Genomic DNA, 22,347 nt, shown 5'->3' on the forward strand with positions numbered 1-22,347 from the left:
GCCTCATTCATTCTGCCTGAGCCCGTGCGTTTCGCCGCGACAGTACCGCAGAGACGGCAAAGGCAATCAGGGTGATGGCAATCAGGATCACGGCAGCGGCAGCCACTGTCGGATCGGTGTTTTCACGGATGCCGTTCCACATGCGGCGCGGCAGCGTGTAGACGCTGTATTTCGAGATGAACAAGGTCACCACGATTTCATCCCAGCTGAGGATAAAGGCAAAAAGCGCCCCGGCAAAAACCCCCGGCCTGATCGAAGGCAGGATCACCCGGCGCATGGTGGTCCAGTTAGAGGCCCCGAGGTTCTTGGAGGCTTGTTCAAGCTTAGGATCAAACGTTGCCAAGGACGCGCTGACCGTGATCAGCACCATGGGGGCCGCCAGTATTGTATGCGCAAGGATCAAACCGGCGTAGCTGTCCAGGAGACCCAGAGGTATCCACAACCGATAAAACGCCATGGCGGAAATAATCTGCGGTATGATCAATGGCAGCAACAGAAAAGCGCGCACCAGTTCGCTGAAACGCGACGAAACCCGCCACAGCCCGATCGCGCAAAGCGTGCCCAATAGCGTCGCAAGCGCAGAACAGGACACGGCAATAACACCACTTTGGAAAAAGCTCGAAAGCCATTCTTCGCTGGTGAACAGCTTTTGGAAATGGCGCAGCGAATACTCACCCTGCGGCATGGACAAAAAGCGTTTTGGCGTCAGTGAAACAGGGATGGCGATCAAGGCCGGTGTGACCAGAAACAACAGCAGCACCCAGGCCCCCACGCGGTTGAAAAATGAGAACAGGCCCGGCTTCATCGCGCTGCCCCCCCGAACACCGTGCTCAGCTTCATGAACCGCGACATGATCCAAAGCATCGCCAGAACGCCGAACAACATGATGGCCGCCAGCATCGCCGCTGTGCCCCACTTCAAGGTCACCAGTAGCTGAACCGAGATGTATTCCGCCACCATCAGCACCTTGCCGCCGCCCAATACGGCCGGTGTGACATAAAACCCGAGGCTGAGGATGAAAACCAACAGGGTCGAAGCCACAAGCCCCGGCATGGTCATCGGCAGGTAGACCCGCCAGAAGGTCTGGCTTCCGCTGGCCCCCAGGTTGCGCGAGGCGTCCATCACCCTCTGATCAATGGATTGCATCGAGACCAGCAATGGCAACACCGCATAGGGGATCATGTAATGCACCATTCCAATCAGAACGCCCAACTCATTGCGCATGAAGGCGATGGGTTCAGCAACCAGGCCGATGTCTTCCAATGTGACATTGACCAGCCCCTTGCGTCCCAGCAACATGAGCCAGGCGAAGGTGCGTACGAGGATGGAGATCCAGAACGACACCAATAGCAGGGTCAGCATGTAAGTCTTCTGACGCTGGTGGCAATGCACCATCGCATAGGCGATGGAATAGCCGAAAATGACGCTGAAGACCGTCGTGATGATGCAGATTCGTACCGTGGTCCAGACAATGCGGATCAACGCATCACCTTCCGCCAGTTTGGCATAGTTGCCAAACCCAGGCTCGGGGTCTGTTACGCTCAGCCAAAGAATATTCAGGATCGGCCCGAGATAGAGCGCGACCACCATCAGCAGCAAAGGCGCGATAATCAGCCATCCTGGGTGGATATGACGGTTTAAGGCTTGCATCCAGAGCTTTCGGAAAGGGTTTGGCAACCCGACCCTTAGGATCGGGTGACCATAAGCTAAAGCGATCAGCTGATCGCTTCGAGGAAGGCATTCACCGCGTCGCCGCCGTTTTTACCCCACCATTCAGGATCGTTGTAAACGATCTTGTCGATGTTCATGGCCGAGGTGATCGCATAAGGCTGTTGGTCCTCGGGAATCTGGCCAAAGGCCTCGGGATTCGACGGAGTCATGCCAAGGCAATCCAACAGCGCCAGCTGCGCTGGTATATCCTGCGCCGTGGCGATGAAATCCATGACTGCGGCACCAGCGGGGTTGCCCTTAGGCACGATATACGCCCCCGGCATCGCCATCGCCTGATTGTTCACCAGCTTGTATTGACCGTCAGTGTCGTTTTCGATGTTGCGACCCCGGTTCTGCCAGATGATCGCCATCGAGACCTCGTTGTTGACCACCATCGAGTGAACTTCCGATCCAGAGCCCCAGTAAAGGCTGTCATCTTTGATCGACTGGATTTTGTTCAGAGCGCGTTCCATGTCAAGCGGGTAGAGATCGCTGCCAGCGACGCCATCGGCCATCAATGCGGCCTCGAGCGACCCATTTGCCCATTTGTAAAGCGCACGGGTCCCGGGGAATTTCTCGGTATCAAAGAAATCGGCCCAGTTTTGCGGTGGATTATCGCCATAGGCTTCAGTGTCATACACAAAGGCATACCCGTAGAGGATGATCGACACCCCATATTCCAGCGCATAGCCGGGCAGCGTTTTCTCCTTGGACACCACGGAATAGTCAATCGGCTCCAGATGCCCGGTTGGTCCAAGTGACACGGCGTTGAACAAATCCGCATCCGCCACATCGGCCGTCACATTGCCACTGTCGACCATTTCCTTGATCTTGCCTTCCAGCGGACCAGAGGTATCAAACTTCAAACCTTTGCCGGTTTTGGCGGTAAAGGCCTCACCGATGGCCGAGCCATGGCATTCTTCGGATTGGCCGCCCCAGTTCCACATCACGACATGGTCTGCCGCCGCTTCGGCGTCGCCCGCCAGTACCGCATTCATTGCAACACCCGAGGCACCGCAAAGCGCCAGAAACGTGCGCCGGTCCATGCGGCCAGCCTTGAACGCCTGGGCGCTTTCGGCAAGCATTTCCTTTTTGAATTGTTTATCGTGCATTTTCTTCCTCCCATTTGATCCGAGATTTGACTCGGCTTTCGGTCATGACGCTTCTGGGCGTTCTGTGTTGGGGTGCCTAGCCCGCTTGTAGCTCCACTGCTGCTGTATCCTTCCAAAGCAAATCCACCCTCACCCCCTCTGCCAGATCGGAGGCGTTGCGCCAGACGTCGATATCAACCTCAATCTCGGCCCCCTCGTCGGTGTCCACGATGATCCTCTGCATCGAGCCGAAATAGGTGATGCTGCGAATGGCGCCCCTCATCCGGGCCTCGGTGTTTTCGTTGCCAAGCATCAGATCAATTTTTTCCGGGCGAAGGGCAAAGACCTTCCCCTGTTGATGAATGAAGTTCGATTTCCCCAGAAAGCTGGCGGTGAACTGATTGATCGGGCGCTCGTACAGCTCTTTTGGCGTGCCAACCTGCTCGATCGCGCCGTCGCGCATGATCACGATGCGGTCAGACATCGACAGTGCCTCTTCCTGATCATGGGTGACATAGATGAAGGTGGTGCCAACGCGGCGATGAATGTCCTTGAGCTGCTCCTGCACTTCGACACGCAGCTTTTTGTCCAGCGCTCCCAGCGGTTCGTCCAGCAACAGCACAGGCGGCGCAAAACACAAGGCACGTGCAAGGGCCACACGTTGTTGCTGACCACCAGACAACTGCCCCGGTTTGCGATCTGCAAACTCCTGAAGCTGAACCAGCTCCAGCATCTCGTCGACACGGTTCCGAATTTCGTCGGCGGGGCGTTTACGTACGCTTAGCGCATAACCTACGTTGTCGCGAACAGTCATATGGGGAAACAGAGCATATCCTTGAAACACCATGCCGAAATTGCGCTTTTCGGCGGGCACATCCGAGATGGACGCACCGTCCAGCGCAATCTCTCCTTTCGATATGTCGAGAAACCCGGCGATCATCATTAACAAGGTGGTTTTGCCCGATCCCGACGGGCCCAACAGCGTCAGGAACTCTCCATTTCGGATATCCAGGCAGATGTCGTTGACAGCACGGAACTGACCAAAAAACTTGGAGACATTGCGAATTTGCAAGCTACCGGTTTGGGTTGGATCAGCCATCCGCCCCCCTCAGGTTCAGCTTGTTGCGCGCCTCTTGCGGTGTCAGGATCCGCCCACCCATCCGTTCGACGATCTCTCGGGCGCGGGTGACAAGCTGGCCGTTTGTCGCCAGAACCCCGCGATCAAGGTAGATGTTGTCCTCAAGACCGACACGCACATTCCCGCCAAGCGCGACAGCTGCGGCTGCCATCGGCATCTGCCCCCGCCCAATCCCAAAACTGGCCCAGCTGGCGCCTACGGGCAGTTGCGCCTTCATGGCCGCCATGGTTTCCACCGTTTGATCGGCCCCCCATGGAATTCCAAGGCACAACTGGAACATCGGCGGCGCATCAATCAGCCCCTCCTCCACCATCGCCTTGGCAAATCGGATATGGCCGAGATCAAAGACCTCAAGCTCGGGCTTCACACCCCATTCCTGAACCAGTGCCGCCATCCGACGCAGTGTCGGTGGCGTGGAAATATAGATCATGTCCGTGTCGGAAAAATTCAGCGTGCCACAATCGAGAGAGCAGATTTCAGGCAGGCATTCCTTGATATGGGCGAGCCGTTCTTCTGGTCCAATCATGTCGGTGCCCGGACCGGGCATGGCGGGATTGGACGGGTCTGAAATCCAATCGCCCCCCATACCTGCCGTAACATTGATGACCACATCCGTATCGCTTTCGCGTATTCGATCCACGATTTCCTTGAAGAGCGCCGGATCGCGCGAGCCCTGCCCCGTTTCAGGATCACGCGCATGCACATGCGCGGCAGAGGCCCCTGCCCTGGCGGCTTCGATTGCCGCATCAGCAATTTCTTTCGGGGTCACCGGCACGTGAGGGCTCTTGCCGGTCGTATCTCCCGCACCGGTAACTGCGCAGGTCAGCACAACTTCGTAGGTCATATCCGAGCCCCCCCTTTTTACCTAGATTGCCGCGCGATTGACGGATAAAGATGTCGATTATCCGCCACAGATTAGGTTAGAATGGCGAAAAATCTGACCTAAAGCTTCTTGGTAAAACCAATGCATGTCGACATCACAACGCATATGCCTCGGGCTAAACGGCATGCCGTATTTGTCGTTGTCCCGCGCTTCAACCTGACCACGCTGATCACCATGATCGAAACCATGCGGATCGCAAATTACCTGGCGCCAGAACCGATGTTTTCCTGGGACATCGTCTCGTTCGACGGTCCTGAGATTGTTGCCAGCAATGGCATGACGACCGCAGTTGACACTGATTGCAGCAGCCTCACTCCGGCGGATTTTGTGTTTGTATTGGGCAGTTGGGGCACTGAGTACTACGAAAACACCACTTTACTTTCCTGGTTGCGAAAACGCGCACGCGCAGGCGAAACTATTTGCGGTGTTGAATTGGGCAGCTACATCGTCGCGCGGGCAGGCTTGTTGGACGGCAAACCTGCAACTATTCACTGGTCCTGGTTAAGCGGGTTCCGGGAATCCTTTGATCGGGTCGATGTCCATGAGTGTCTGTTCACTATTGACGGCAAGGTAATGACGTGCGCGGGCGGGTTGGCCGGGGTCGATCTGATGCTAAGGCTGATTGAATCCATCAGCGACAGCGGCTTTTCGGGGGAGATTGCAGACCAGATGCTGCATCACCCCATTCGCGACGCCGCCTCACCCCAGCGCAGCACCATGGGCCGGAGCACGGAAACCATGCTTCCGTTGATCCGAGAAGCGATTACCCTGATCGAAGAAAACATAGAAGAGCCGCTCAAGGTGCCCCAAATCGCTGATGTTCTGGGTGTTTCTCAGCGTCAACTGGAACGCCAATTCAAGAAACACGTGGGCTGTACCGTGGTGCAATTCGGCTTATTGCGCCGATTGCAGAATGCTCGCCTACTGTTGATTTCGACCGACCTCAGTGTACGCGAGATTGCCACCGCATCAGGATTCAATACACTGTCACATTTTGCCTATTCATTCGGTAAATTCTTCGGCCGGCGCCCATCCGAATACCGTGAGGCATGGCCGAAAAGCGAGCCGGCACCCAGCTGGCCCGGCTCTCTCTCGGATTTCTTGTCCATTCTGAACAACGTGCCCGCTCAAGGTTATCCCCCGCGGGACTGACGAAGAGCATTCAGCACTGCAACTATTTCGCGATCTCGTTGGGCTGCCAGGTCCTCGAAATCTCGGTCGCCGGCGACAGCGTTGCAGCCATCGACCATGCGATCGCGCAATTCCTTCGTCAGCTCAGGTGCCTCCAACCGAGTCCAAGGCAGTTTAAGCGCCGGACCGAACTGATCCAGGTTGGTGGCCATGCCTCCGGCACCACAGGCCACGTGAAAAGCCATACACTGACCCTGCGAGACCATACGAGGCGCCGGGCCGTTCATGAGCGCAATGTCGATGTCTTCCGGCGTTGCCTCTCCATTGGCGACCATATGCAGGGCCTCTCGCCACAGCGCTTCTTGCAGTCGGGTCGCGACAAAGCCGGGGATCTCTTTTTTCATCATCAACGGGGCCTTGCCCGCGATTTCGTAGAATTTCCCGGCCCAAGCCACCGCCTCTGGTGATGTCTGTTCGCCGCCCACGATTTCGACCAGTGGTAGCAAATAGGGTGGATTGAAGGGATGGCCGATCACACAGCGTTCCGGTGTCGCGCAAGTCGCTTGGATGTCGGTCATCATCAAGCCGGACGTGGAAGAGCCAATCACGACGTCTGTTGGCAAAATGAGCCCGAGTCGTTGATAAAGTGCCTGCTTGATCTCAAGACGCTCGGGCGCGCTTTCCTGCACAAATTCGGCGCCGTCCAGTGCAGCCTCCAGATCAGTAACAATACGCAAACGGTCAAGCGACGCGCCAGCAGCAAGGCCCAAATCCCTCAAGCTTTTCCAAGCAGTATGCAGGATCGCGTGGAAAGCATCCGTTTCACTTGCGTCATGCAAATAGGCGGTCACATCATAGCCACGCGCAAGAAAATGCGCGGTCCAACCTCCGCCGATGGGACCAGCGCCAATACTCGTGATGCGGGTGATTGAGGAGGGATCAGGATACATCACTCACCCTTGAATTTGGGTTCACGCTTTTCGACAAAAGCCGCGACACCTTCGGCCGCGTCATCAGATTTCAGCATCTTGCGGTAGATCGGCATCGGATCGGTTCGCATTTTGTGAAAAGCCTGTTCAAGCGGCACGCACTCGATCTCGCGCTGCACTTCTTTGACAGATTGCATTGCAAGAGGCGCTGACCAGGCAATCGAGGCCGCCCATTCCCGGGCCGCTGTCATCAATTGATCCTTTGGAACCACCTTGTTGACCAACCCGTAATGCGCTGCCTCGGTGGCGGTCATGCGACGGCCCAATAGAAACATCTCCATCGCGATATTGTGCGGTATTCTCCGAGGCAGGCGTTGTAGTGCCCCCGCATCTGGAACGATGCCCAAAGGCATTTCAGGCAGGCCAAACTCCACATGATCCGCCGCAATCAGCAGATCACAGGCCATGGCCATCTCGAATCCACCGCCGATGGCAAGACCGTTGATCGCCGCGATAACCGGCTTGTTGAGCGCCCAATTCTCGGTCAGACCCGTGAACCCGCCAAACCCGTAGTCATCACTCTCCCACCAGTTGTCGAGTTGCATTTCGCCCTCGTTCAGGGCCTTCAAATCCCACCCGGCCGAGAAAATCCGATCTCCGCCCCCGGTCAGGATCGCGCAACGCAAGTCTTTGTCCTCGTGCAGCTCTTGAAACGCCGCGGCCAAGGCCTGACTGGTGGGCACGTCAATCGCGTTTACCTTGCCCCGCTCTAGCATAACTTCCAGAACGTGGCCGTCGCGGCTTATCTTGACTCCATCTGACATGGCTTCAGCCCTCCTTGAATTCCGGCATGACCTCGTCGCAGAACATGCGCAAGGATCGCTGCTGCGCCGCGTGATCAAGCCCCATCGAGGCATAGTAGATGAATTCGTTCACACCCAAAGCCTCATAGCGCTTGAGCTTGGCGATGATGGTGTCCGGATTCCCGAACATGAGGTTTTCCTCTAGCATCAGCGGATCGTATTGCTCGCGCCCTTTGATCTCATCAAGCGACAGGGGGGCGGGGAAACCGTTCACGACATCACCGGCGTTTCGGAATAGGTTCTCGAATTGAGAAAGCAGTCGGCGAATGGCCGCGAGGGCTTGATCGCGATCGGAATCGTTGTCGTAGACACAGGCGTGCCGCATCAAAGCGAAGCGGGGGTGCCATCCATTGTCTGCCTTGGCGATGGCCTCGTCCAGCTGGCGCTTGTATTGTTCCGCCTCGGCAAAGGGTCTGGTCAACGGCCAGCAATTCACGTGGCAGCGCTCGCGCATGGCATAGTCGTAGGTGATCGGTGATCGCGCAGCGACCCAGACCGGCACCTCGTCCTGAACCGGTTTTGGAACGGATGTTGAGGTCGGAAATTGCCAGAACTCTCCGTCATGCGCATAGTCCCCGCGCCAAAGCGCGCGTACGGCCGGTAGCATTTCTTGCATGTAGCGCCAGGCGTCGGATTGCTTGAGGCCCGGCTTCATGCGGTCAAACTCTCGCTGATAAGCCCCCGATCCAATGCCAAACTCGAGCCGCCCTCCACTGATCAGGTCGGTGAAGGCAGCCTCGCCCGCCAGATTGATCGGATGCCAGTAGGCCGCAGTGGCCACTGCCGTACCAAGCCGGATCCGGCTGGTCTCGGACGACCACCAAGTCAGCAATTGAAACGGGTTCGGGGCAATGGTCATTTCCAGCGCGTGATGTTCGGCAGACCAGACGATATCGAAACCGCCATCTTCGGCGATTTGCACCATCTCCAATGTGTGGCGCGCGACGTCTTTCATATCAATACTGTTGTCGATCCGCTCCATGTTTACGGCAAGTTGGAATTTCATGCTCACCTCCCTCAGCGCATTACAAACGGATTCGCCATCGGCTCATCCGATGTGTTCATCCAGACCGTCTTGGGCCGGGTGTAATCGTAGATCGCCTGGAACCCGCTTTCGCGGCCATAGCCTGATCCTTTAACGCCACCAAACTCCGCTATCGGCGACACAACACGGTAGGTGTTCACCCAGACGATGCCGGCACGCACCGCATTTGCCATGCGCAAGGATCGCGCGCCGTCGGTGGTAAAGATGCCCGCCGCCAGCCCATGTTCGGTATCGTTGGCCAGTTCCAGCACCTCAGATTCGGTCTTAAAACGCTGGACGCAAAGTACAGGGCCGAAAAGCTCTGTATCGACGATACGCAGATCCTGCCGTGGGCAGTCGATGATGGTTGGCTCGAAATATAGCCCTGCTTTGCCTTCCGGCTGCTTGCCCCCCACCAGAACTGTGCCGCCCTCTTCCTGAGCGAAGGCAACCTCGCGTTGGATGTGGTCCAACTGTCCAGGGGTGCAAAGCGGCCCCATCTGAGTTTCCTCGGCCAGTGGATCGCCAATGAGGATCTGCTGCGCCTGCGCCACCATCCTGTCGAGAAACTCATCCGCGATGTCCTCGTGCAAGTAGAGCCGCGATCCGGCGACGCAGCTTTGCCCTGTCGCGCCAAAGATACCGGCAATCGAGGCATTGACTGCACTTTCGATATTGGCGTCATCAAAAACAATGAAGGGCGACTTGCCGCCCAGTTCCAATGAGACCTCGGCAAAGTTGCGTTTTGCGTTCTCCAGCACATGGCGCGCGGCATTTGGGCCACCGGTAAAAGAGACGCGCGCCACCAGTGGATGCCCGGTCAAAGCCCGTCCACAGGGCTCACCATGACCCGTTACGATGTTGACCACACCAGGCGGGATACCGGCCATTTCGACAAGTCGCCCAAACTCCAGCATGGCCGCGCTGGCATGTTCGGATGCTTTTAGAACAACCGTATTCCCGGCAGCCAATGCCGGGCCGATCTTGACCGCTACAAGGAACAATTGCGAATTCCAGGGCACCACGGCAGCAACCACGCCCAGAGGTTCGCGCTTGGTAAAGACAAACATGTCAGGTTTGTCGATGGGCAGTGTCTCGCCGCTTACCTTATCCGCACACCCAGCAAAAAAGTGGAAAAACTCGGCAATGTACTTGGCTTGCCAACGCGTTTCCTTGAGCATCTTGCCGGTGTCGATGGATTCAGTTCGTCCCAGCTCTTCGGAATGATCCGCCAGAAGATCGCCCAGCTTGCGCAGGCATTTGCCGCGCTCGGTCGGTGTCATCCGCGCCCAGGGGCCGCTGCTAAAAGCAGTGTGCGCCGCGGTGACTGCGCGGTTGATATCATCCTCAGTTGCCTCTGGAACACGGCTCCAGACCTCACCATTGGCTGGGTTGACGCTGTCAAAAGTACCGCCATCCGCAGCGTCGACCCAGTCGCCATCAATCAGCATCTGATAGTTTTTGACATCAGCCATGGCGTGCCTCCCCCCTGATTGTTGCCTCCCTATTCATGTCTGCTTTCGCGCCTCAGGGTTATGAAAATACGACGCAGTCTGTCGAAAAATCCGGGTCTCGCATCCGATCATGGGTGCAGGCTGTTCCAAAGGGAGGCTTGGAAATGGGTAGCAAAAAGCAGGTTATCGGAGGTCCACTGGAAATTGGCGGACGGGTTCTGTCGCTGTCCCGCGCCATTCGGGCAGGTGATTTCGTTTTTCTGACAGGGCAAATTCCTATGCGAGACGGCGTGCCTATGACCGATGGCACCGTCGAAGAGCAGACCCGCGCAGTTTTGGACGACATCACCAAGACACTAGCCAAGGCAGGCTGCACCCGCGACGATGTCATCAAGGCCATGGTCTGGCTGCGGGAGCGCGACGATTTCCCTGGATTTAACGCCGTCTACGCCGACTATTTTCCAGTTGAGCCTCCAACCCGGTCGGCTGTGGTCAGCGATCTTCTGGTGGATGCCCGCGTTGAGGTCGAAGTCGTAGCCTATCGCCCCCTCAAGGACCAATCCTGATGGGCATAGCACCAGACGGAACCCATTTAAAAATGACAGGACCAGAAGGTGCGCCTGTTGTGGTAATGATCCATGGGCTGGGCCTGAACCAGGATTGCTGGCAATGGACGATCCCTGCACTGTCTGATCGCTTTCGCGTTCTCACCTATGATCTATATGGTCATGGGCAAAGTGCCCCGCCACCCGAACGCCCCAGCCTTTCAATGTTTTCACGCCAGCTAGAGAGCTTGCTGGACCACTGCGCCATCCAAAGCGCGGTTATCGCAGGGTTCTCGTTGGGTGGCATGATCGCGCGTCGGTTTGCCCAGGATGTGCCACAACGGGTTTCAGCTCTGGTGATCCTTCATTCCCCTCACAAACGGACCGACGCCGCACAAGAGGCAATCTTGAAACGGGTGGAACAGGCACGGTGGGACGGACCAAAGGCAACGGTCGAAGCTGCGCTGGACCGGTGGTTCACCGATGCGTTCCGCCAGTCCAACCCTCGTATGATGGAGACGGTACGCGACTGGGTCATGGCCAATGACAAAGCAATTTACCACACTATCTATCGCGTGCTGGCCGATGGTATCGACGAAATTGTTGCGCCAAGCCCGCCGATTTCTTGCCCGGCGCTGGTGATTACCGGTGATGAGGATTTCGGCAACGGGCCTGACATGGCCTATGCCATCGCAAGCGAGATTGCGGGGGGCAGTGCACTTATCCTCCCGGGACTGCGGCATATGGCACTTGCCGAAGACCCGGACGCAGTGAACAAGCCACTCTGCAGCTTTCTCAACAATCTGGATCTGAAGCCATGAGCACCAAAATCCTCAAAGGCCTGCGTGTGTTGGATTTGAGCCGGATGCTTTCAGGTCCCTATTGTACAATGCATCTGGCGGATCACGGGGCCGAGGTGATCAAGATCGAAGGCAAACATGGCGACACCAGCCGCGACAACGGACCGTTCCGTCAAGACGATCCGGATCATGCCTGGGCCGGCTACTTTGTAAGCCTGAACCGCGGCAAGAAAAGCGTGCAGCTTGATCTGAAATCGTCCGAGGGCTGCGCGACTTTTCGAGAACTTGCGGCAACGGCGGATGTCATCGTCGAGAATTTCCGCCCGGGCGTAATGGATCGCCTTGGCCTGTCTTATGAAAGCCTTGCTGCCGACAACCCCCGGCTCGTCTATGCCGCGATCCGTGGCTTTGGCGACCCGCGCACAGGCCAAAGCCCCTATGCCAACTGGCCTTCGTACGATGTGGTTGCGCAGGCCATGGGCGGTCTGATGTCCGTCACCGGACCGAATGCTGACACACCCACCAAGACCGGACCTGGGGTGGGTGACATATTCACCGGCATGATGATGGCTTTCGGTATCATGACCGCCCTGCGCGAGGCCGAAGCGACGGGCAAAGGGCAGTTTGTGGATGTGGCCATGTATGATGCCATGATCTCGCTCTGCGAAAGAATGGTTTACTTGCATAACGTGACAGGAGAGGTGCCCGGACCGGAAGGCAACGGGCATCCATTCCTTTCCCCGTTTGGCCTTTACCCTGCAGCCGATGGCCACATCGCGCTTGGTATTGTCGATGACGCGTTTTGGCAGCTTTTGACACGGCTGATGGGGCAACCGTCACTTGGACAAGATGACCGCTTCTCCACAAGGGCGGCCCGGGCCAACCATGCTTCCGAAGTCAACAAAATCGTACGCGATTGGACCCGACAACGGACTAAGGAGCAATTGACGGCAACACTGGGTGGCCAGGTCCCGTTCGGCCCGATGAACAATATCTCGGACATCGCGGCCGACCCTCATGTAGCCAGTCGCGGCATGCTGGCGAAGGTCCCGCATCCGGATGCGGGGCATGAACCTTGGATCGTGGCAGCAAACCCGTTGCGGTTCGGTCGACACCGCCAAGGTGCACTGACGACCCCTCCTGCGCTAGGTGAGCACAATAGCATTCTGGAAGGATTGACCCCACCGGAGTCGACGGAACCCTTAGCCGGGAAGGCGCTGCGCGACGCCTTCGGGCGCTTTGCCACCGGTGTGACAGTGGTAACTACCCGGCAGCCGGACGGGACCCCGCGCGGGTTCACGGCGAACTCATTTACCTCCGTTTCTCTCGACCCACCTCTACTCCTGGTTTGTGTCGGTAAGCAGGCCTTGTCCTTTGAAACCTTCCTGCAGGCGGATCATTTCACGGTCAACGTCCTGTCGGACGACCAAAAAGAAATCTCGGGCCTTTTCGCGTCTCAATCAGCCAAAAAATTCGACATTGCAGCCTGGCAACCTGACGCGCGGAACATGCCCACGATAGACGGTGCGCTCGCCCGGTTCAGCTGTGCCCGACACCGTTTGGTCGATGCTGGTGACCATCTGATCCTGATCGGCCGCGTGGAGGATTTCGAAACGCGCGAGGGACATCCGCTGGGCTACTTTCGCGGTGCCTATTTCGATTTGGGGCTCAACAGTGCCCTGACAGAGGCCGCCACTGCAGGTGGTGTGACCGTCGGAGCGGTACTGGCCAACGAAGATCGGGTCCTACTCTCCGTTGACAAAAGCGGGCACATTTCAGTGCCGGTTGCTCCTGCAAATAACAATTCTGCAGATGGGCTGATCACTGATCTGTCAAACCGAGATTTGATTGTAGAGTTGGCGCATCCTTATGCGGTTTATCGAATATCCAAAAGTGGGACGCAGCGGATCATCTACCACGGAAGCGTTCATGGGCAGCCCCCTGACGGCATGCAATACTTTGGTCTCGGCGACTTGCCGCTGGAACGCGTACGCGACGGGGCTGAAAATTCGATGTTGCGCCGTTACGCAAAGGAAAACAGCCACGGTACATTTGGTTTCTACCACGGAACTGAAGTCGAAGGCGTCGTACACACACCGACCGGGCACCACAGCTATCACGTTTGACAGGAGAAGCAATATGATCCCCGAATTGCGCAAGGTAGTCACCTTTGATGAGGATATTCACACAGAAGGAGGCCGACCTTCGGAACCCGTGTTGCGCATGATCGGCGTGGCAGCGGTGGTCAGAAACCCTTGGGCAGGACGTGGCTTTGTCGATGATCTTTCACCAGAGATTCAGCGCATGGCGCCAGTTCTGGGAGAGATGCTCACCAACAGACTGATCGCTCTGGCGGGGTCAGGCGATGCGATAGAAGCCTACGGAAAAGCCTGTATCGCCGGGACAAGTTGTGAGATTGAACATGCCTCCGCGCTTATTCACACCCTGCAGTACGGAAATTATTATCGTGAGGCAGTGGGTGCAAAAAGCTATCTCGGTTTCACAAACACGCGAGGGCCCGCGAACACCCAAATTCAGATCCCGCTGATGGACAAACATGATACCGGGCGGCGGTCTCACTACCTGACCGTCCAGTTTTCAATCTATGATGCACCGGATGTGGACGAACTGGTGGTAGCACTGGGGGCGTCAACCCGTGGTCGCCCGCACCACCGGATCGGCGACCGATACTCAGACCTCGCTGCCTTGGGAAGGGATGTGGAGAACCCGGCTGGGGTCTAGTTTGTTACGATGATGGTGCGTATCAGGTAATTGGCTTGAGGCAAACGACCTTTCCCACAGAACCTCGCCAGCCCGGTAAATTCGGCTCATACCCTGAACATCCGATGGCGGGTCGCCTACCAAAAGTGCTGACCTCTGCCAAAAAACACGTAACTTCGGATGCGCAAGGAAGAAGCAGCTCTTGCGCTCCATAACATGGCCGGAACTTTCATTGGCGAGGGCATAACTGAGACGAAAACGCTAACCATTATTGTCGTTCAGGTTAATGCCCGCATTCTCGGGTCCTTCGCCCATGTCGTCTGGCCAATGGGAGCTTTCCGTGACCTGGCCGCTTGCGCGTAATCGAACCATCGCCCTTCCAAAACCACTCGCGCTGTACACCAACTTCGCCATTGGCTGGTTTGCCGCCTGCCAGCCCCATTTCAAAAATCCCTATTGAACCCGAAGTATCGTCTTCCTTGACGGCGGCTTTGGATTTTACACTGCCGCTGACGCAGGATCCTCCGAACTGGCAGCAAAGGCTTTTCCCTTCAACAGGGAAAATCGCCAAAGCGGCCGTTCCACAACGGGCTTTGGAGCTCCTTGATCGCTCTTTGACCAGACGGCGCTCTGGCATGGAAACAAAGGGGCTTGGCCCAGCCCATAACCAGAGCTAGAAAATAGGCGTCAGGATCATGAAATTGGGCTTCTTCGCGCAAGGAAAGCGAAGGCAGGCAGTATTGTTACAATCCAGACCACGCTATAAATTGCGGATGGGATGGCATATTCGCTTAACCCATTGGTGTTAGGCAACAGCAAGGTGGCAATTGCGATCCCCAAAGCTCCGTTTTGAACACCGGTCTCAATTGAAATCGTCTTCGCCTCGATGTCTGTGCATCCGAGCATCCCTGAACTCATTATGCCAATAAATGTGAGTGACGCAGCTACAACAAAAAGCGCGGGTCCAAGCCTAAGGTAGTTATCCGCGACCACCACCCAGTTTGAAATGATCGCGCCTCCGATGACTACCGCAAAAAGTAGCATGGAAACCTTGCTAAAGATTGGTTCTACAGCGGCTGCAATTCGCGGCGCCAATGACCGCGCCATCACCCCGACTAGGATCGGTGAAGCTGTTAAAAAAAACATTGCCAACGCCGTCGACGAAATGTCGATAGCGGGCGCAGTTGCCCCCATGAACATCTGCATCGAAAACCCCAGGATAAGCGGTACGGTAACGACACAAGTCAGACTGAAGACTGCTGTAAGAGTAACGGACAAAGCGACATCCCAATTCGAAAGCTTGGTTACGATGTTACTGATCGCCCCGCCCGGACAGGCCGCTAAAATCATGATGCCAACGGCTGCCTCAGCGGAAATCCCAAAGATAAAAGTCACCATCAAAGCGATGCAAGGCAGCAAAATGATCTGGTTGAGAGCGCCGACGCAAAAGGCCCGTGGACGTCGTCCGATGCGTTGAAAGTCAGCCGCTGTGAGTCCGAGGCCAAGGCAGAACATGATAACAACAACTGCGAGCGGCAGCAGCACAGATATGAAAACTTCGCCCATCTACCATGACCTCTATGGCTGCATGCTTCCGCACGCTTTCGGACGATACCGTTCAGAAAACCTGATGACGAGTGTTATCAGTTTGGCGCATTTATCCTCAAGCGCCCGAAGATCGAGGCTGTCTCTATTTATTATACCTATCACAGGGTTGGACGATCTGGCGTGAAAGAGCTTTCCAGTGCTAATCTCACTGTATGGCAAGTGTAACTTACGCATTCGCCCGCGCGATGGCCAACGCCGCCGGGATGACGCTAAACGACGATGGCGCCCTGATTTCGAATGGCGCTGTCGTGCTGCGTCTACCAGAAGCTCAAGACGGCCAATTGGCGGATGATGCGTATTTCGATCTGATCGATTGGATTCGTGCGCAACAAGCGGACGAGGCCGCGTTGGTTGAGGCCTATGCGAACGCGATTGCGACCGATGATCTCGGCGTCCTTGGCCTAGCCGTAAAGACAGCTCCAACCTTGCGGCAATCTTTGCAACGGATCGAGCGTTATTTTCGTCTCGTAACGGACACCGCAGTTTACAGACTTGATGAAACCGGCGATCCGGTCCTTTGGATTTTTGAGGGACAAACATCACATCGCGCTGCCTTGGAGCTGCGCAACGAATGCGCGCTTGCGGCCTTTGCGAGGAACATGCATCGGTTTGTGGGTGATGGGTTGTCGCTCGCATATGTCACGTTTCAGCATCCATGCAGACAAGAACCAGAGCGTTACGCCGAATATTTCGGGTGCCCGGTTCGATTTGGGAGCGCCCACAACGCCATTGCTATGCGCCCTGCTATGCTGGAAAGCGAAAATCGCCTTGGCGATCCGGGCTTGTCAGATTTCATGACGAAGCACCTGGATGAGGAGTTCAACTCTCGCGATGACGACACCTCACTGAGCCAAGCAATTGTCCACCGGCTTACACCGGCCCTGAGTAACGGCGCGCCGCAAGCAGCGCATGTCGCACAAGAGATGGGAATGAGCGAGCGCACGCTTTACCGCAGGTTGGCCGAGGAAGGGCTGACCTATCGCGACGTTCTTGGTCAGGCGCAAGTTGCACTTGCTCGTGACCTGCTCCGTGACGGTAAGGCTTCCATAGCCGAGATCGCCTTTATGACCGGGTTTTCGGAACAGAGCACGTTCAGCCGCGCCTTCAAGCGTTGGGTCGGACAGGCTCCCGCTCGTTTCCGACAGCAAGCGACCTCCGACTAGGCGTACACCTCAAGACCACATGGCAGGTTCGGTCAAAACCTTGGCAGGGCCTGCCAATACATTGGCCAATGTGGTGCCTAATTTCCTTTTTGTCAGATCAACCTGGGGCGCTGCCGAGTAAGGCAGACCGCTTTGCCCCTCTCAGACAAAGGAAATTTGCAATGAGCAATCATGACCACAAACATGAAGCCGGCTGCGGCTGCGACGTCACGCCCGAGCGCGTTGATATGGCGCGTCGCCGTCTTCTGACGCAAGCCGCCGGGGCGGCCGCGGCGGGTACAACACTAGTGGCTAGCGGGCAGGCAATTGCGGCGACCGATGAGGCCCGTGCCTACTACGCTGACCCGGAAAATCCAGGCCTTCCCCAAATCGACATGACCATCGAACCGGGGCGTACCGCGCTTGTGGTGACCGATCCCCAAATTGATTTTCTGTCAGAGGACGGTGTGACATGGGGCGTCGTTGGCGAAAGCGTGACCGAACAGGGCACCGTCGACAATATCGAACGGCTTTTCATCGCCGCCAAGGCAGTCGGAATGCCGGTCTTCATCTCGCCCCACTATTATTACCCGCATGACCACAAGTGGGAGTTCGAGGGCACTCTGGAGGCCACGATGCACAGCATCGGCATGTTTGACCGCCTCGGGCCGCTCAACCTGGACAATTTCGAGGGCTCAGGTGCCGACTGGATGCCGCAATACAAAAAGTACATTGAGGATGGCGAAACTGTCATTTGTTCGCCCCACAAGGTTTATAGCCCAGCTCAGAATGACCTGAACTTGCAATTGCGTAAACGCAAGATCGACAAGGTGATCCTTGCGGGGATGTCGGCGAACCTGTGTACGCAGGCGCATCTCTACGAGCTGCTGGAGCTTGGCTACGAAGTTGCTGTCGTTCGCGATGCCACGGCCGGGGCCAAGGTGCCTGAAGGTGACGGGTATCTCGCAGCCATCATCAACTTCCGAATGGTCGCCAACGGCGTCTGGTGGACCGACGACGCGGTTGAGCGCATTGGCCAATCGGCCTGACCCAAATCGATCTTCAAATTTGATCCTGACATCCTGAAAGAACATATCATGACACGCATCTTTACATTTCCCGCACTTACAACAGTGTTGACTCTCGCCCTGGCGGCGGCGGCATTGGCCGATGATGAATACAACGTTTCGAACAGTCTTACTTTGACCGGACACCCCCTTGGTATGCACGGCGTCGATCCTGTGTCGATGTTTGAAGCTGAGAAACCCGAGATGGGCAACGCCGCTTACACGTCGGCTCATGATGGTGTGGACTACTATTTTGCATCACAGGCAGCGCAAGCCACGTTCGAAGCGGATCCGACGGCACATCTGCCTCAATTCGGCGGCTTCTGCGCCTTTGGCGTCTATGTCGGCAAGAAGCTTGATGGCGATGTTCGGTATGCCGATATCGTCGACGGCAAGCTCTATCTCTTTGTGAATGAAGACATCTTCAAGAAGTACCTTGAGGACAAAGAGACCGTGATCCAAGGCGCCCATGCCAAGTGGGCAGACATCCACCACACGCCTGTCGGCAGCCTTTGATCGAGGAATTTGGTGGCTTTTGCCGGTCGGAGCCACCGCTGCCTCTCCCCTCCCCAAAAGGCCGGCATTTCTCCAAGACGCCCTGTCCGCAATGACAATTCGCGTGCGTCGAAAACTCTTCCCAAAGGAACCCAGACATGACTGATTTTGAGACATATACAATCGCCTCAGCCCCTGATGCCGCGAAACCAATTCTGGAAGCATCGCTGAAAGGATATGGTTTTGTGCCCAACCTTTATGCGGCCATGGCCGAAGCGCCCGCAATTTTGGAAGGCTATACGACACTTTCCAACATCTTTGGAAAGACCAGCCTGTCAGAGACTGAGCGCCAGATCATCCTTATGACTAACAACCGGTTGAACGGGTGCAAGTACTGCATGGCCGCCCATACCACTCTTTCACAGATGGCCGGTGTCCCCGAAGACGTGATCGCAGCGTTACGCGATGGCAGCCCTATCGCCGACCCCAAATTGGAAGCACTGCGCAAATTCGCCATCGTGATCAACGAAAGCCGAGGCTGGCCCAGCGACGCACAGGTCGAGGCGTTTCTGACGGCTGGTTACACACGCCAATCTATGCTGGAAGTCATCCTCGGCACAGCGTTGAAAACCCTGTCGAACTATACGAACCATGTGGCGGACACCGCGTTGGATGATGCCTTTGTGCCAAATGCATGGATCGCCTCGGTCGCGGCAGTGGCTGAATAGCGCGACGCCCGCCCATTTGTTAATCTTGCTTTTGGACCTGTGTTTGATTCCCGACAAGAAGGGGATGTGATTTTAGACGTCCGACAGCAAAGTCAACAAAGGTGCGCACCTTCGCAGACATGGTTCGTCCCTCTTGATGCACAAGATGGATGGGGACTTCGGGTGGTTCATACGACTTTAGAACAGTCTTGAGCCGCCCATCTGCAATGTAAGGTGCGACTTGATAGGACAGAAGCCGTCCGACACCATGACCTTGCAAGGCCAACTCGATCACAGCGTCATTTGTGTTCATGCTGATGCGTGGGCTCATGCGTTTGGATATAGTCTTTCCCGGCTTCTAAAAGGCGTCTGACGTCAGCGCCCATGGGACAGTTTAGGTCGATCTGATAAGAGAGGGTTTCTGGCTCATCGTAAGCGCCGAGGAGTGGAGATGAGATAGGTCAAAGCGTCAAGCGTTTGATCCAGTGGATCAAACGTAGCGCATGACCGGAACCAAGCAGAGCCACGGTGAGAAGGTCGTAAAGGACATTCACCGTGCGACCCGCAAACAGTACTCCGCAAAAGAGAAGATCAGGATCGTGCTGGTTTTCCCGCTGCGAGCGCACGCAGCCTAAAAAACGAACTCACAGGATGGGCTCCTTCGGTCATTCTTTGCGCGTTAGAAGAGCTGCTTCTCGGTTGCTCATCCAGAAAATCATGAATTCCAGAACCTTAGAAATTCAAACCTCCAAGTAACTGATTTTGTTGCGACTACAGTCTCAGCAATTTCAATGGGCAGCACGAAAGAACTGAAAGTGCTTACGAGCCAGGAGTGTTGTCTTGATCTGACGCCTCGTCGGGCCAACCAGAAAGGAAAAACTGCCAGGTCGCAATGGCTCCAATCGCGCCAAACAGAATGGCCCAGAACAAGTTCCCGGTTACAAGCTCCAAGATCGCCCATCCAACGCTCAAGAGTGTGACGGCAACCCGCCGCCAGAGCGGAAGAAAGAAGGGTACACGAAGTTCGAACATGTTCATCCGGGGATCACTCCAACGTTGTGGAACACGCGATGTTAGACCTTTGGCACGATAGGTGCGCCAGCAAATGCAATCAACCAACGCCCTACCCCACGGTTACACGTCTCGGATTCTGCGCAAGCCGTTGAGTGGTTGCAAAGGTCGACGGCCGCACTGCCAACCTTCGATGACTCGGCATCGTGGCGCACAGCTCAGGCATCCACACCACGATATCATTCGCTGTCACTTCACCACGTCTACCTTGCTTCTGTTCAGCGAAATAGCGATGGCCGCAATCAGCAAAACACCCAAAGCGACCTGACTCCATGATGGTGGCACGCCCGCGATTGTCAGCCCGTTGCGGACGATTGTCAGGGTCAATGCCCCGATGATCGTTTTGACCACACTGCCATAGCCACCCGTCAGCGGCGTACCACCAAGCGCAACTGCGGCAATTGCGTCGAGCTCAATCATCAGACCCGCCTGAGGCGTTGCCGCCCCTGCCCTTGCCAGGTTGACGCAAGCCGCCAACCCCACCATCAATCCTGCAGCGGCAAAGACCTTGATCTTGAACGTCGTGACATTGATCCCGACCAGGCGGAGGACTTTCTCATTGCCACCTACGGCGCGCAACTGTTGACCAAAAACGGTCTTCTCATAAAAGGCCCACATGAACAGCGCGACAATCGCCGCAAGAATGAAGATCGCGGGGAATTTGCCCATCGATAAAAGCCAGGGTGCTGCGACAGACGAGATGTTGGTGCCGCCTGACACGCTATCGTCCGTTATGTAGATCGCCGTACCGTCTGATGCGATAATCACAACGGCGCGCACGATGATCAGCATTGCCAATGTTGTCACAAATGATGGGATCTTGAGCAGTGAAATGATCAGGCCGTTGACCATGCCAACAAGGCCACCTGCGACAATTCCCAGGATCAAGCCCACATCCCCGAACCAGAGCATTCCAAGTGCCCCCAGAAACGCCGAAAATGCCAGGCTTGACCCGATGGAGATATCAATTGAACCGGTTGTCACGATCATCAACTGTGCGAATGCCAGCAACATCAAGACAGGCGTTTGCTGCGCGATGAACGTCCAGTTGCGCACCGACATGAAACGGTCGCCGGAAATCGCCCAGAACAACAAGATCACCAGAACAATGGCAATGAACGGCACATAGTCTCGCAACATTTCCGCGCGTTTGGGCGTCAGGAAGGGGCCGGAGGCGGTTGTTTCGGTCATGTCGTTCTCCTCATTCGCCGAGAGTTATGGCCTTCACGAGCCGGTCCGAGGTAATCTCGTCGCGTTTGAATTCACGCGATGTGACCCCGTGATGGGTCACTACGATACGGTCAGCGAGGCGGCGCACCTGATCGAGATTGTGGCTGACCAAAAGGAATGACGTGCCCTGCTTGTCGCGAACATCCTCGACCAATCGCTCAACCTCCGCCGTTTCATTCGGTCCAAGTGCAGCAGTCGGTTCGTCAAGGATTACGATGTCACTTCCCCAGGCAATGGCGCGCCCGATCGCGATACTTTGTTGTTGTCCTCCTGACATCGAGGAGATTGGCTGCGACAAATCCTGAACGGTGGTGACATTGAGCTGCGCGAGGGCTTCACGGGTTTTTTCGCGCATCTTTCGTTCATCCACAAAAATCCCCCATTTGCGGGGGATGCGCCCCAGAAACAGGTTGTATGGCGCCGTCATATTGGGAACCAATGCCAGATCCTGATAGACAACTTCGATCCCGCATTCCTGCATATGAGAAACGCTGTGCTCAGCCCGGGACACTTCCTTGCCATTGATGATGATCTCTCCACCGTCCGGAACATGGGCCCCAGCCACAACTTTCATCAACGTTGATTTTCCGGCACCATTTCCGCCCACGATCGCGACAACTTCACCGCGATGAAGATCAAAGGAGCCGTCACGCAATGCCTGGACACCACCGAATGACTTCGAAACGTGTTTCACCGAAAGAAGAGGTTGAGCCGTCTGGTCATTCATAGTGGGTTCTC

General features: G+C 56.2%; 22 protein-coding genes. 9 read left to right on the forward strand and 13 right to left on the reverse strand.

The features are described from left to right. Positions 1 to 7: 7 nt before the first annotated feature. From ACR0L4_RS13875 to ACR0L4_RS13895, 5 genes are all read right to left on the reverse strand, one after another. Positions 8 to 805, reverse strand: a complete 798-nt coding sequence (locus tag ACR0L4_RS13875) for an ABC transporter permease (protein ID WP_170568163.1) — start codon at positions 803 to 805, stop codon at positions 8 to 10. Continuing rightward, the gene (locus ACR0L4_RS13880; RefSeq protein WP_170667832.1) at positions 802 to 1,650 is read right to left on the reverse strand and encodes an ABC transporter permease; all 849 of its coding nucleotides are present in this window, start codon (positions 1,648 to 1,650) and stop codon (positions 802 to 804) included. Before ACR0L4_RS13880 ends, ACR0L4_RS13875 begins: the two co-directional genes overlap by 4 nt. 65 nt (positions 1,651 to 1,715) lie before the next feature. Next, entirely contained in the window at positions 1,716 to 2,822 is a 1,107-nt protein-coding gene (locus ACR0L4_RS13885; protein ID WP_170667833.1) for an extracellular solute-binding protein, read from the reverse strand. 76 nt (positions 2,823 to 2,898) lie between these two features. Further along, positions 2,899 to 3,900, reverse strand: coding sequence for an ABC transporter ATP-binding protein (locus tag ACR0L4_RS13890; protein ID WP_170667834.1), 1,002 nt, complete (start codon positions 3,898 to 3,900; stop codon positions 2,899 to 2,901). Next, positions 3,893 to 4,783, reverse strand: coding sequence for a beta-keto acid cleavage family enzyme (locus ACR0L4_RS13895; RefSeq protein WP_170667835.1), 891 nt, complete (start codon positions 4,781 to 4,783; stop codon positions 3,893 to 3,895). Before ACR0L4_RS13895 ends, ACR0L4_RS13890 begins: the two co-directional genes overlap by 8 nt. 120 nt (positions 4,784 to 4,903) lie before the next feature. Between ACR0L4_RS13895 and ACR0L4_RS13900 the strand changes: the two genes are divergently transcribed. Beyond that, positions 4,904 to 5,974, forward strand: coding sequence for a GlxA family transcriptional regulator (locus ACR0L4_RS13900; protein WP_170686489.1), 1,071 nt, complete (start codon positions 4,904 to 4,906; stop codon positions 5,972 to 5,974). Here ACR0L4_RS13900 and ACR0L4_RS13905 read toward each other — a convergent pair. From ACR0L4_RS13905 to ACR0L4_RS13920, 4 genes are read right to left on the reverse strand one after another with little or no spacing between them, the layout of a single operon-like run. Beyond that, a complete protein-coding gene (locus tag ACR0L4_RS13905; RefSeq protein WP_170686488.1) occupies positions 5,956 to 6,903 on the reverse strand; it encodes a 3-hydroxyacyl-CoA dehydrogenase NAD-binding domain-containing protein in 948 nt (315 codons plus the stop codon). The two genes, ACR0L4_RS13900 and ACR0L4_RS13905, sit on opposite strands and share 19 nt — an antisense overlap. Further along, positions 6,903 to 7,706, reverse strand: coding sequence for a carnitinyl-CoA dehydratase (locus ACR0L4_RS13910; protein ID WP_170686487.1), 804 nt, complete (start codon positions 7,704 to 7,706; stop codon positions 6,903 to 6,905). Before ACR0L4_RS13910 ends, ACR0L4_RS13905 begins: the two co-directional genes overlap by 1 nt. Before the next feature lie 4 nt (positions 7,707 to 7,710). Continuing rightward, positions 7,711 to 8,751, reverse strand: coding sequence for an LLM class flavin-dependent oxidoreductase (locus tag ACR0L4_RS13915; RefSeq protein WP_170686486.1), 1,041 nt, complete (start codon positions 8,749 to 8,751; stop codon positions 7,711 to 7,713). An 11-nt stretch (positions 8,752 to 8,762) separates the two neighbouring features. Next, on the reverse strand, positions 8,763 to 10,244 hold the full coding sequence (locus ACR0L4_RS13920; RefSeq protein ID WP_170568169.1) for an aldehyde dehydrogenase: 1,482 nt from the start codon (positions 10,242 to 10,244) through the stop codon (positions 8,763 to 8,765). A 143-nt stretch (positions 10,245 to 10,387) separates the two neighbouring features. Here ACR0L4_RS13920 and ACR0L4_RS13925 point away from each other — a divergent pair, with 143 nt between their 5' ends. From ACR0L4_RS13925 to ACR0L4_RS13940, 4 genes are read left to right on the forward strand one after another with little or no spacing between them, the layout of a single operon-like run. Further along, entirely contained in the window at positions 10,388 to 10,789 is a 402-nt protein-coding gene (locus ACR0L4_RS13925) for a RidA family protein (RefSeq protein WP_170418304.1), read from the forward strand. A gap of 32 nt (positions 10,790 to 10,821) precedes the next feature. After that, positions 10,822 to 11,589, forward strand: coding sequence for an alpha/beta fold hydrolase (locus tag ACR0L4_RS13930; protein WP_480513637.1), 768 nt, complete (start codon positions 10,822 to 10,824; stop codon positions 11,587 to 11,589). After that, positions 11,586 to 13,694, forward strand: coding sequence for a CoA transferase (locus tag ACR0L4_RS13935; RefSeq protein WP_170686484.1), 2,109 nt, complete (start codon positions 11,586 to 11,588; stop codon positions 13,692 to 13,694). The genes ACR0L4_RS13930 and ACR0L4_RS13935 overlap by 4 nt, the downstream gene beginning before the upstream one ends. Before the next feature lie 13 nt (positions 13,695 to 13,707). Continuing rightward, a complete protein-coding gene (locus ACR0L4_RS13940; RefSeq protein WP_010443804.1) occupies positions 13,708 to 14,310 on the forward strand; it encodes an amino acid synthesis family protein in 603 nt (200 codons plus the stop codon). Between the two features lie 672 nt (positions 14,311 to 14,982). On the opposite strand, the gene ACR0L4_RS13945 is transcribed toward ACR0L4_RS13940, so the two are convergent. After that, positions 14,983 to 15,855: a bile acid:sodium symporter family protein gene (locus tag ACR0L4_RS13945; protein WP_170686483.1), complete on the reverse strand. Its 873-nt coding sequence runs from the start codon at positions 15,853 to 15,855 to the stop codon at positions 14,983 to 14,985. A gap of 227 nt (positions 15,856 to 16,082) precedes the next feature. On the opposite strand from ACR0L4_RS13945, the gene ACR0L4_RS13950 reads away from it, so the two are divergent. The 4 genes from ACR0L4_RS13950 to ACR0L4_RS13965 all read left to right on the forward strand — a co-directional run bounded on the left by ACR0L4_RS13950 (position 16,083) and on the right by ACR0L4_RS13965 (position 19,329). Then, complete coding sequence (locus ACR0L4_RS13950; RefSeq protein ID WP_425085863.1) at positions 16,083 to 17,060, forward strand: AraC family transcriptional regulator; 978 nt, start codon at positions 16,083 to 16,085, stop codon at positions 17,058 to 17,060. 161 nt (positions 17,061 to 17,221) lie between these two features. Continuing rightward, positions 17,222 to 18,088 (forward strand): cysteine hydrolase family protein, encoded by an 867-nt coding sequence (locus ACR0L4_RS13955; protein ID WP_170686481.1) that lies wholly within the window; start codon positions 17,222 to 17,224, stop codon positions 18,086 to 18,088. 48 nt (positions 18,089 to 18,136) lie between these two features. Continuing rightward, entirely contained in the window at positions 18,137 to 18,622 is a 486-nt protein-coding gene (locus ACR0L4_RS13960; RefSeq protein ID WP_170686480.1) for a YHS domain-containing (seleno)protein, read from the forward strand. Between the two features lie 137 nt (positions 18,623 to 18,759). Further along, positions 18,760 to 19,329: a carboxymuconolactone decarboxylase family protein gene (locus tag ACR0L4_RS13965; protein WP_170686479.1), complete on the forward strand. Its 570-nt coding sequence runs from the start codon at positions 18,760 to 18,762 to the stop codon at positions 19,327 to 19,329. 19 nt (positions 19,330 to 19,348) lie between these two features. Here the strand turns inward: ACR0L4_RS13965 and ACR0L4_RS13970 are convergent, their stop codons facing one another. From ACR0L4_RS13970 to ACR0L4_RS13980, 3 genes are all read right to left on the reverse strand, one after another. Then, positions 19,349 to 19,639, reverse strand: a complete 291-nt coding sequence (locus ACR0L4_RS13970) for a LysR substrate-binding domain-containing protein (protein ID WP_480513642.1) — start codon at positions 19,637 to 19,639, stop codon at positions 19,349 to 19,351. A gap of 929 nt (positions 19,640 to 20,568) precedes the next feature. Beyond that, positions 20,569 to 21,570 (reverse strand): ABC transporter permease, encoded by a 1,002-nt coding sequence (locus ACR0L4_RS13975; protein WP_170686478.1) that lies wholly within the window; start codon positions 21,568 to 21,570, stop codon positions 20,569 to 20,571. A gap of 10 nt (positions 21,571 to 21,580) precedes the next feature. Further along, positions 21,581 to 22,336 (reverse strand): ATP-binding cassette domain-containing protein, encoded by a 756-nt coding sequence (locus ACR0L4_RS13980; protein WP_170432336.1) that lies wholly within the window; start codon positions 22,334 to 22,336, stop codon positions 21,581 to 21,583. Positions 22,337 to 22,347: the final 11 nt, after the last annotated feature.

The sequence above is a fragment of the Ruegeria sp. AB5 genome (genome assembly GCF_056542645.1).

Excerpts from the sequence above, each read along its gene's own strand:
- ACR0L4_RS13975 (WP_170686478.1), bottom strand. The coding sequence starts at position 21,570 with ATGACCGAAACAACCGCCTCCGGCCCCTTCCTGACGCCCAAACGCGCG.
- ACR0L4_RS13930 (WP_480513637.1), top strand. The coding sequence starts at position 10,822 with ATGACAGGACCAGAAGGTGCGCCTGTTGTGGTAATGATCCATGGGCTG.
- ACR0L4_RS13880 (WP_170667832.1), bottom strand. The coding sequence starts at position 1,650 with ATGCAAGCCTTAAACCGTCATATCCACCCAGGATGGCTGATTATCGCG.
- ACR0L4_RS13885 (WP_170667833.1), bottom strand. The coding sequence starts at position 2,822 with ATGCACGATAAACAATTCAAAAAGGAAATGCTTGCCGAAAGCGCCCAG.
- ACR0L4_RS13900 (WP_170686489.1), top strand. The coding sequence starts at position 4,904 with ATGCATGTCGACATCACAACGCATATGCCTCGGGCTAAACGGCATGCC.
- ACR0L4_RS13890 (WP_170667834.1), bottom strand. The coding sequence starts at position 3,900 with ATGGCTGATCCAACCCAAACCGGTAGCTTGCAAATTCGCAATGTCTCC.
- ACR0L4_RS13945 (WP_170686483.1), bottom strand. The coding sequence starts at position 15,855 with ATGGGCGAAGTTTTCATATCTGTGCTGCTGCCGCTCGCAGTTGTTGTT.
- ACR0L4_RS13875 (WP_170568163.1), bottom strand. The coding sequence starts at position 805 with ATGAAGCCGGGCCTGTTCTCATTTTTCAACCGCGTGGGGGCCTGGGTG.
- ACR0L4_RS13915 (WP_170686486.1), bottom strand. The coding sequence starts at position 8,751 with ATGAAATTCCAACTTGCCGTAAACATGGAGCGGATCGACAACAGTATT.
- ACR0L4_RS13895 (WP_170667835.1), bottom strand. The coding sequence starts at position 4,783 with ATGACCTACGAAGTTGTGCTGACCTGCGCAGTTACCGGTGCGGGAGAT.
- ACR0L4_RS13935 (WP_170686484.1), top strand. The coding sequence starts at position 11,586 with ATGAGCACCAAAATCCTCAAAGGCCTGCGTGTGTTGGATTTGAGCCGG.
- ACR0L4_RS13970 (WP_480513642.1), bottom strand. The coding sequence starts at position 19,639 with ATGAGCCCACGCATCAGCATGAACACAAATGACGCTGTGATCGAGTTG.
- ACR0L4_RS13920 (WP_170568169.1), bottom strand. The coding sequence starts at position 10,244 with ATGGCTGATGTCAAAAACTATCAGATGCTGATTGATGGCGACTGGGTC.
- ACR0L4_RS13910 (WP_170686487.1), bottom strand. The coding sequence starts at position 7,706 with ATGTCAGATGGAGTCAAGATAAGCCGCGACGGCCACGTTCTGGAAGTT.
- ACR0L4_RS13980 (WP_170432336.1), bottom strand. The coding sequence starts at position 22,336 with ATGAATGACCAGACGGCTCAACCTCTTCTTTCGGTGAAACACGTTTCG.
- ACR0L4_RS13955 (WP_170686481.1), top strand. The coding sequence starts at position 17,222 with ATGAGCAATCATGACCACAAACATGAAGCCGGCTGCGGCTGCGACGTC.
- ACR0L4_RS13965 (WP_170686479.1), top strand. The coding sequence starts at position 18,760 with ATGACTGATTTTGAGACATATACAATCGCCTCAGCCCCTGATGCCGCG.
- ACR0L4_RS13960 (WP_170686480.1), top strand. The coding sequence starts at position 18,137 with ATGACACGCATCTTTACATTTCCCGCACTTACAACAGTGTTGACTCTC.
- ACR0L4_RS13905 (WP_170686488.1), bottom strand. The coding sequence starts at position 6,903 with ATGTATCCTGATCCCTCCTCAATCACCCGCATCACGAGTATTGGCGCT.
- ACR0L4_RS13925 (WP_170418304.1), top strand. The coding sequence starts at position 10,388 with ATGGGTAGCAAAAAGCAGGTTATCGGAGGTCCACTGGAAATTGGCGGA.
- ACR0L4_RS13940 (WP_010443804.1), top strand. The coding sequence starts at position 13,708 with ATGATCCCCGAATTGCGCAAGGTAGTCACCTTTGATGAGGATATTCAC.
- ACR0L4_RS13950 (WP_425085863.1), top strand. The coding sequence starts at position 16,083 with ATGGCCAACGCCGCCGGGATGACGCTAAACGACGATGGCGCCCTGATT.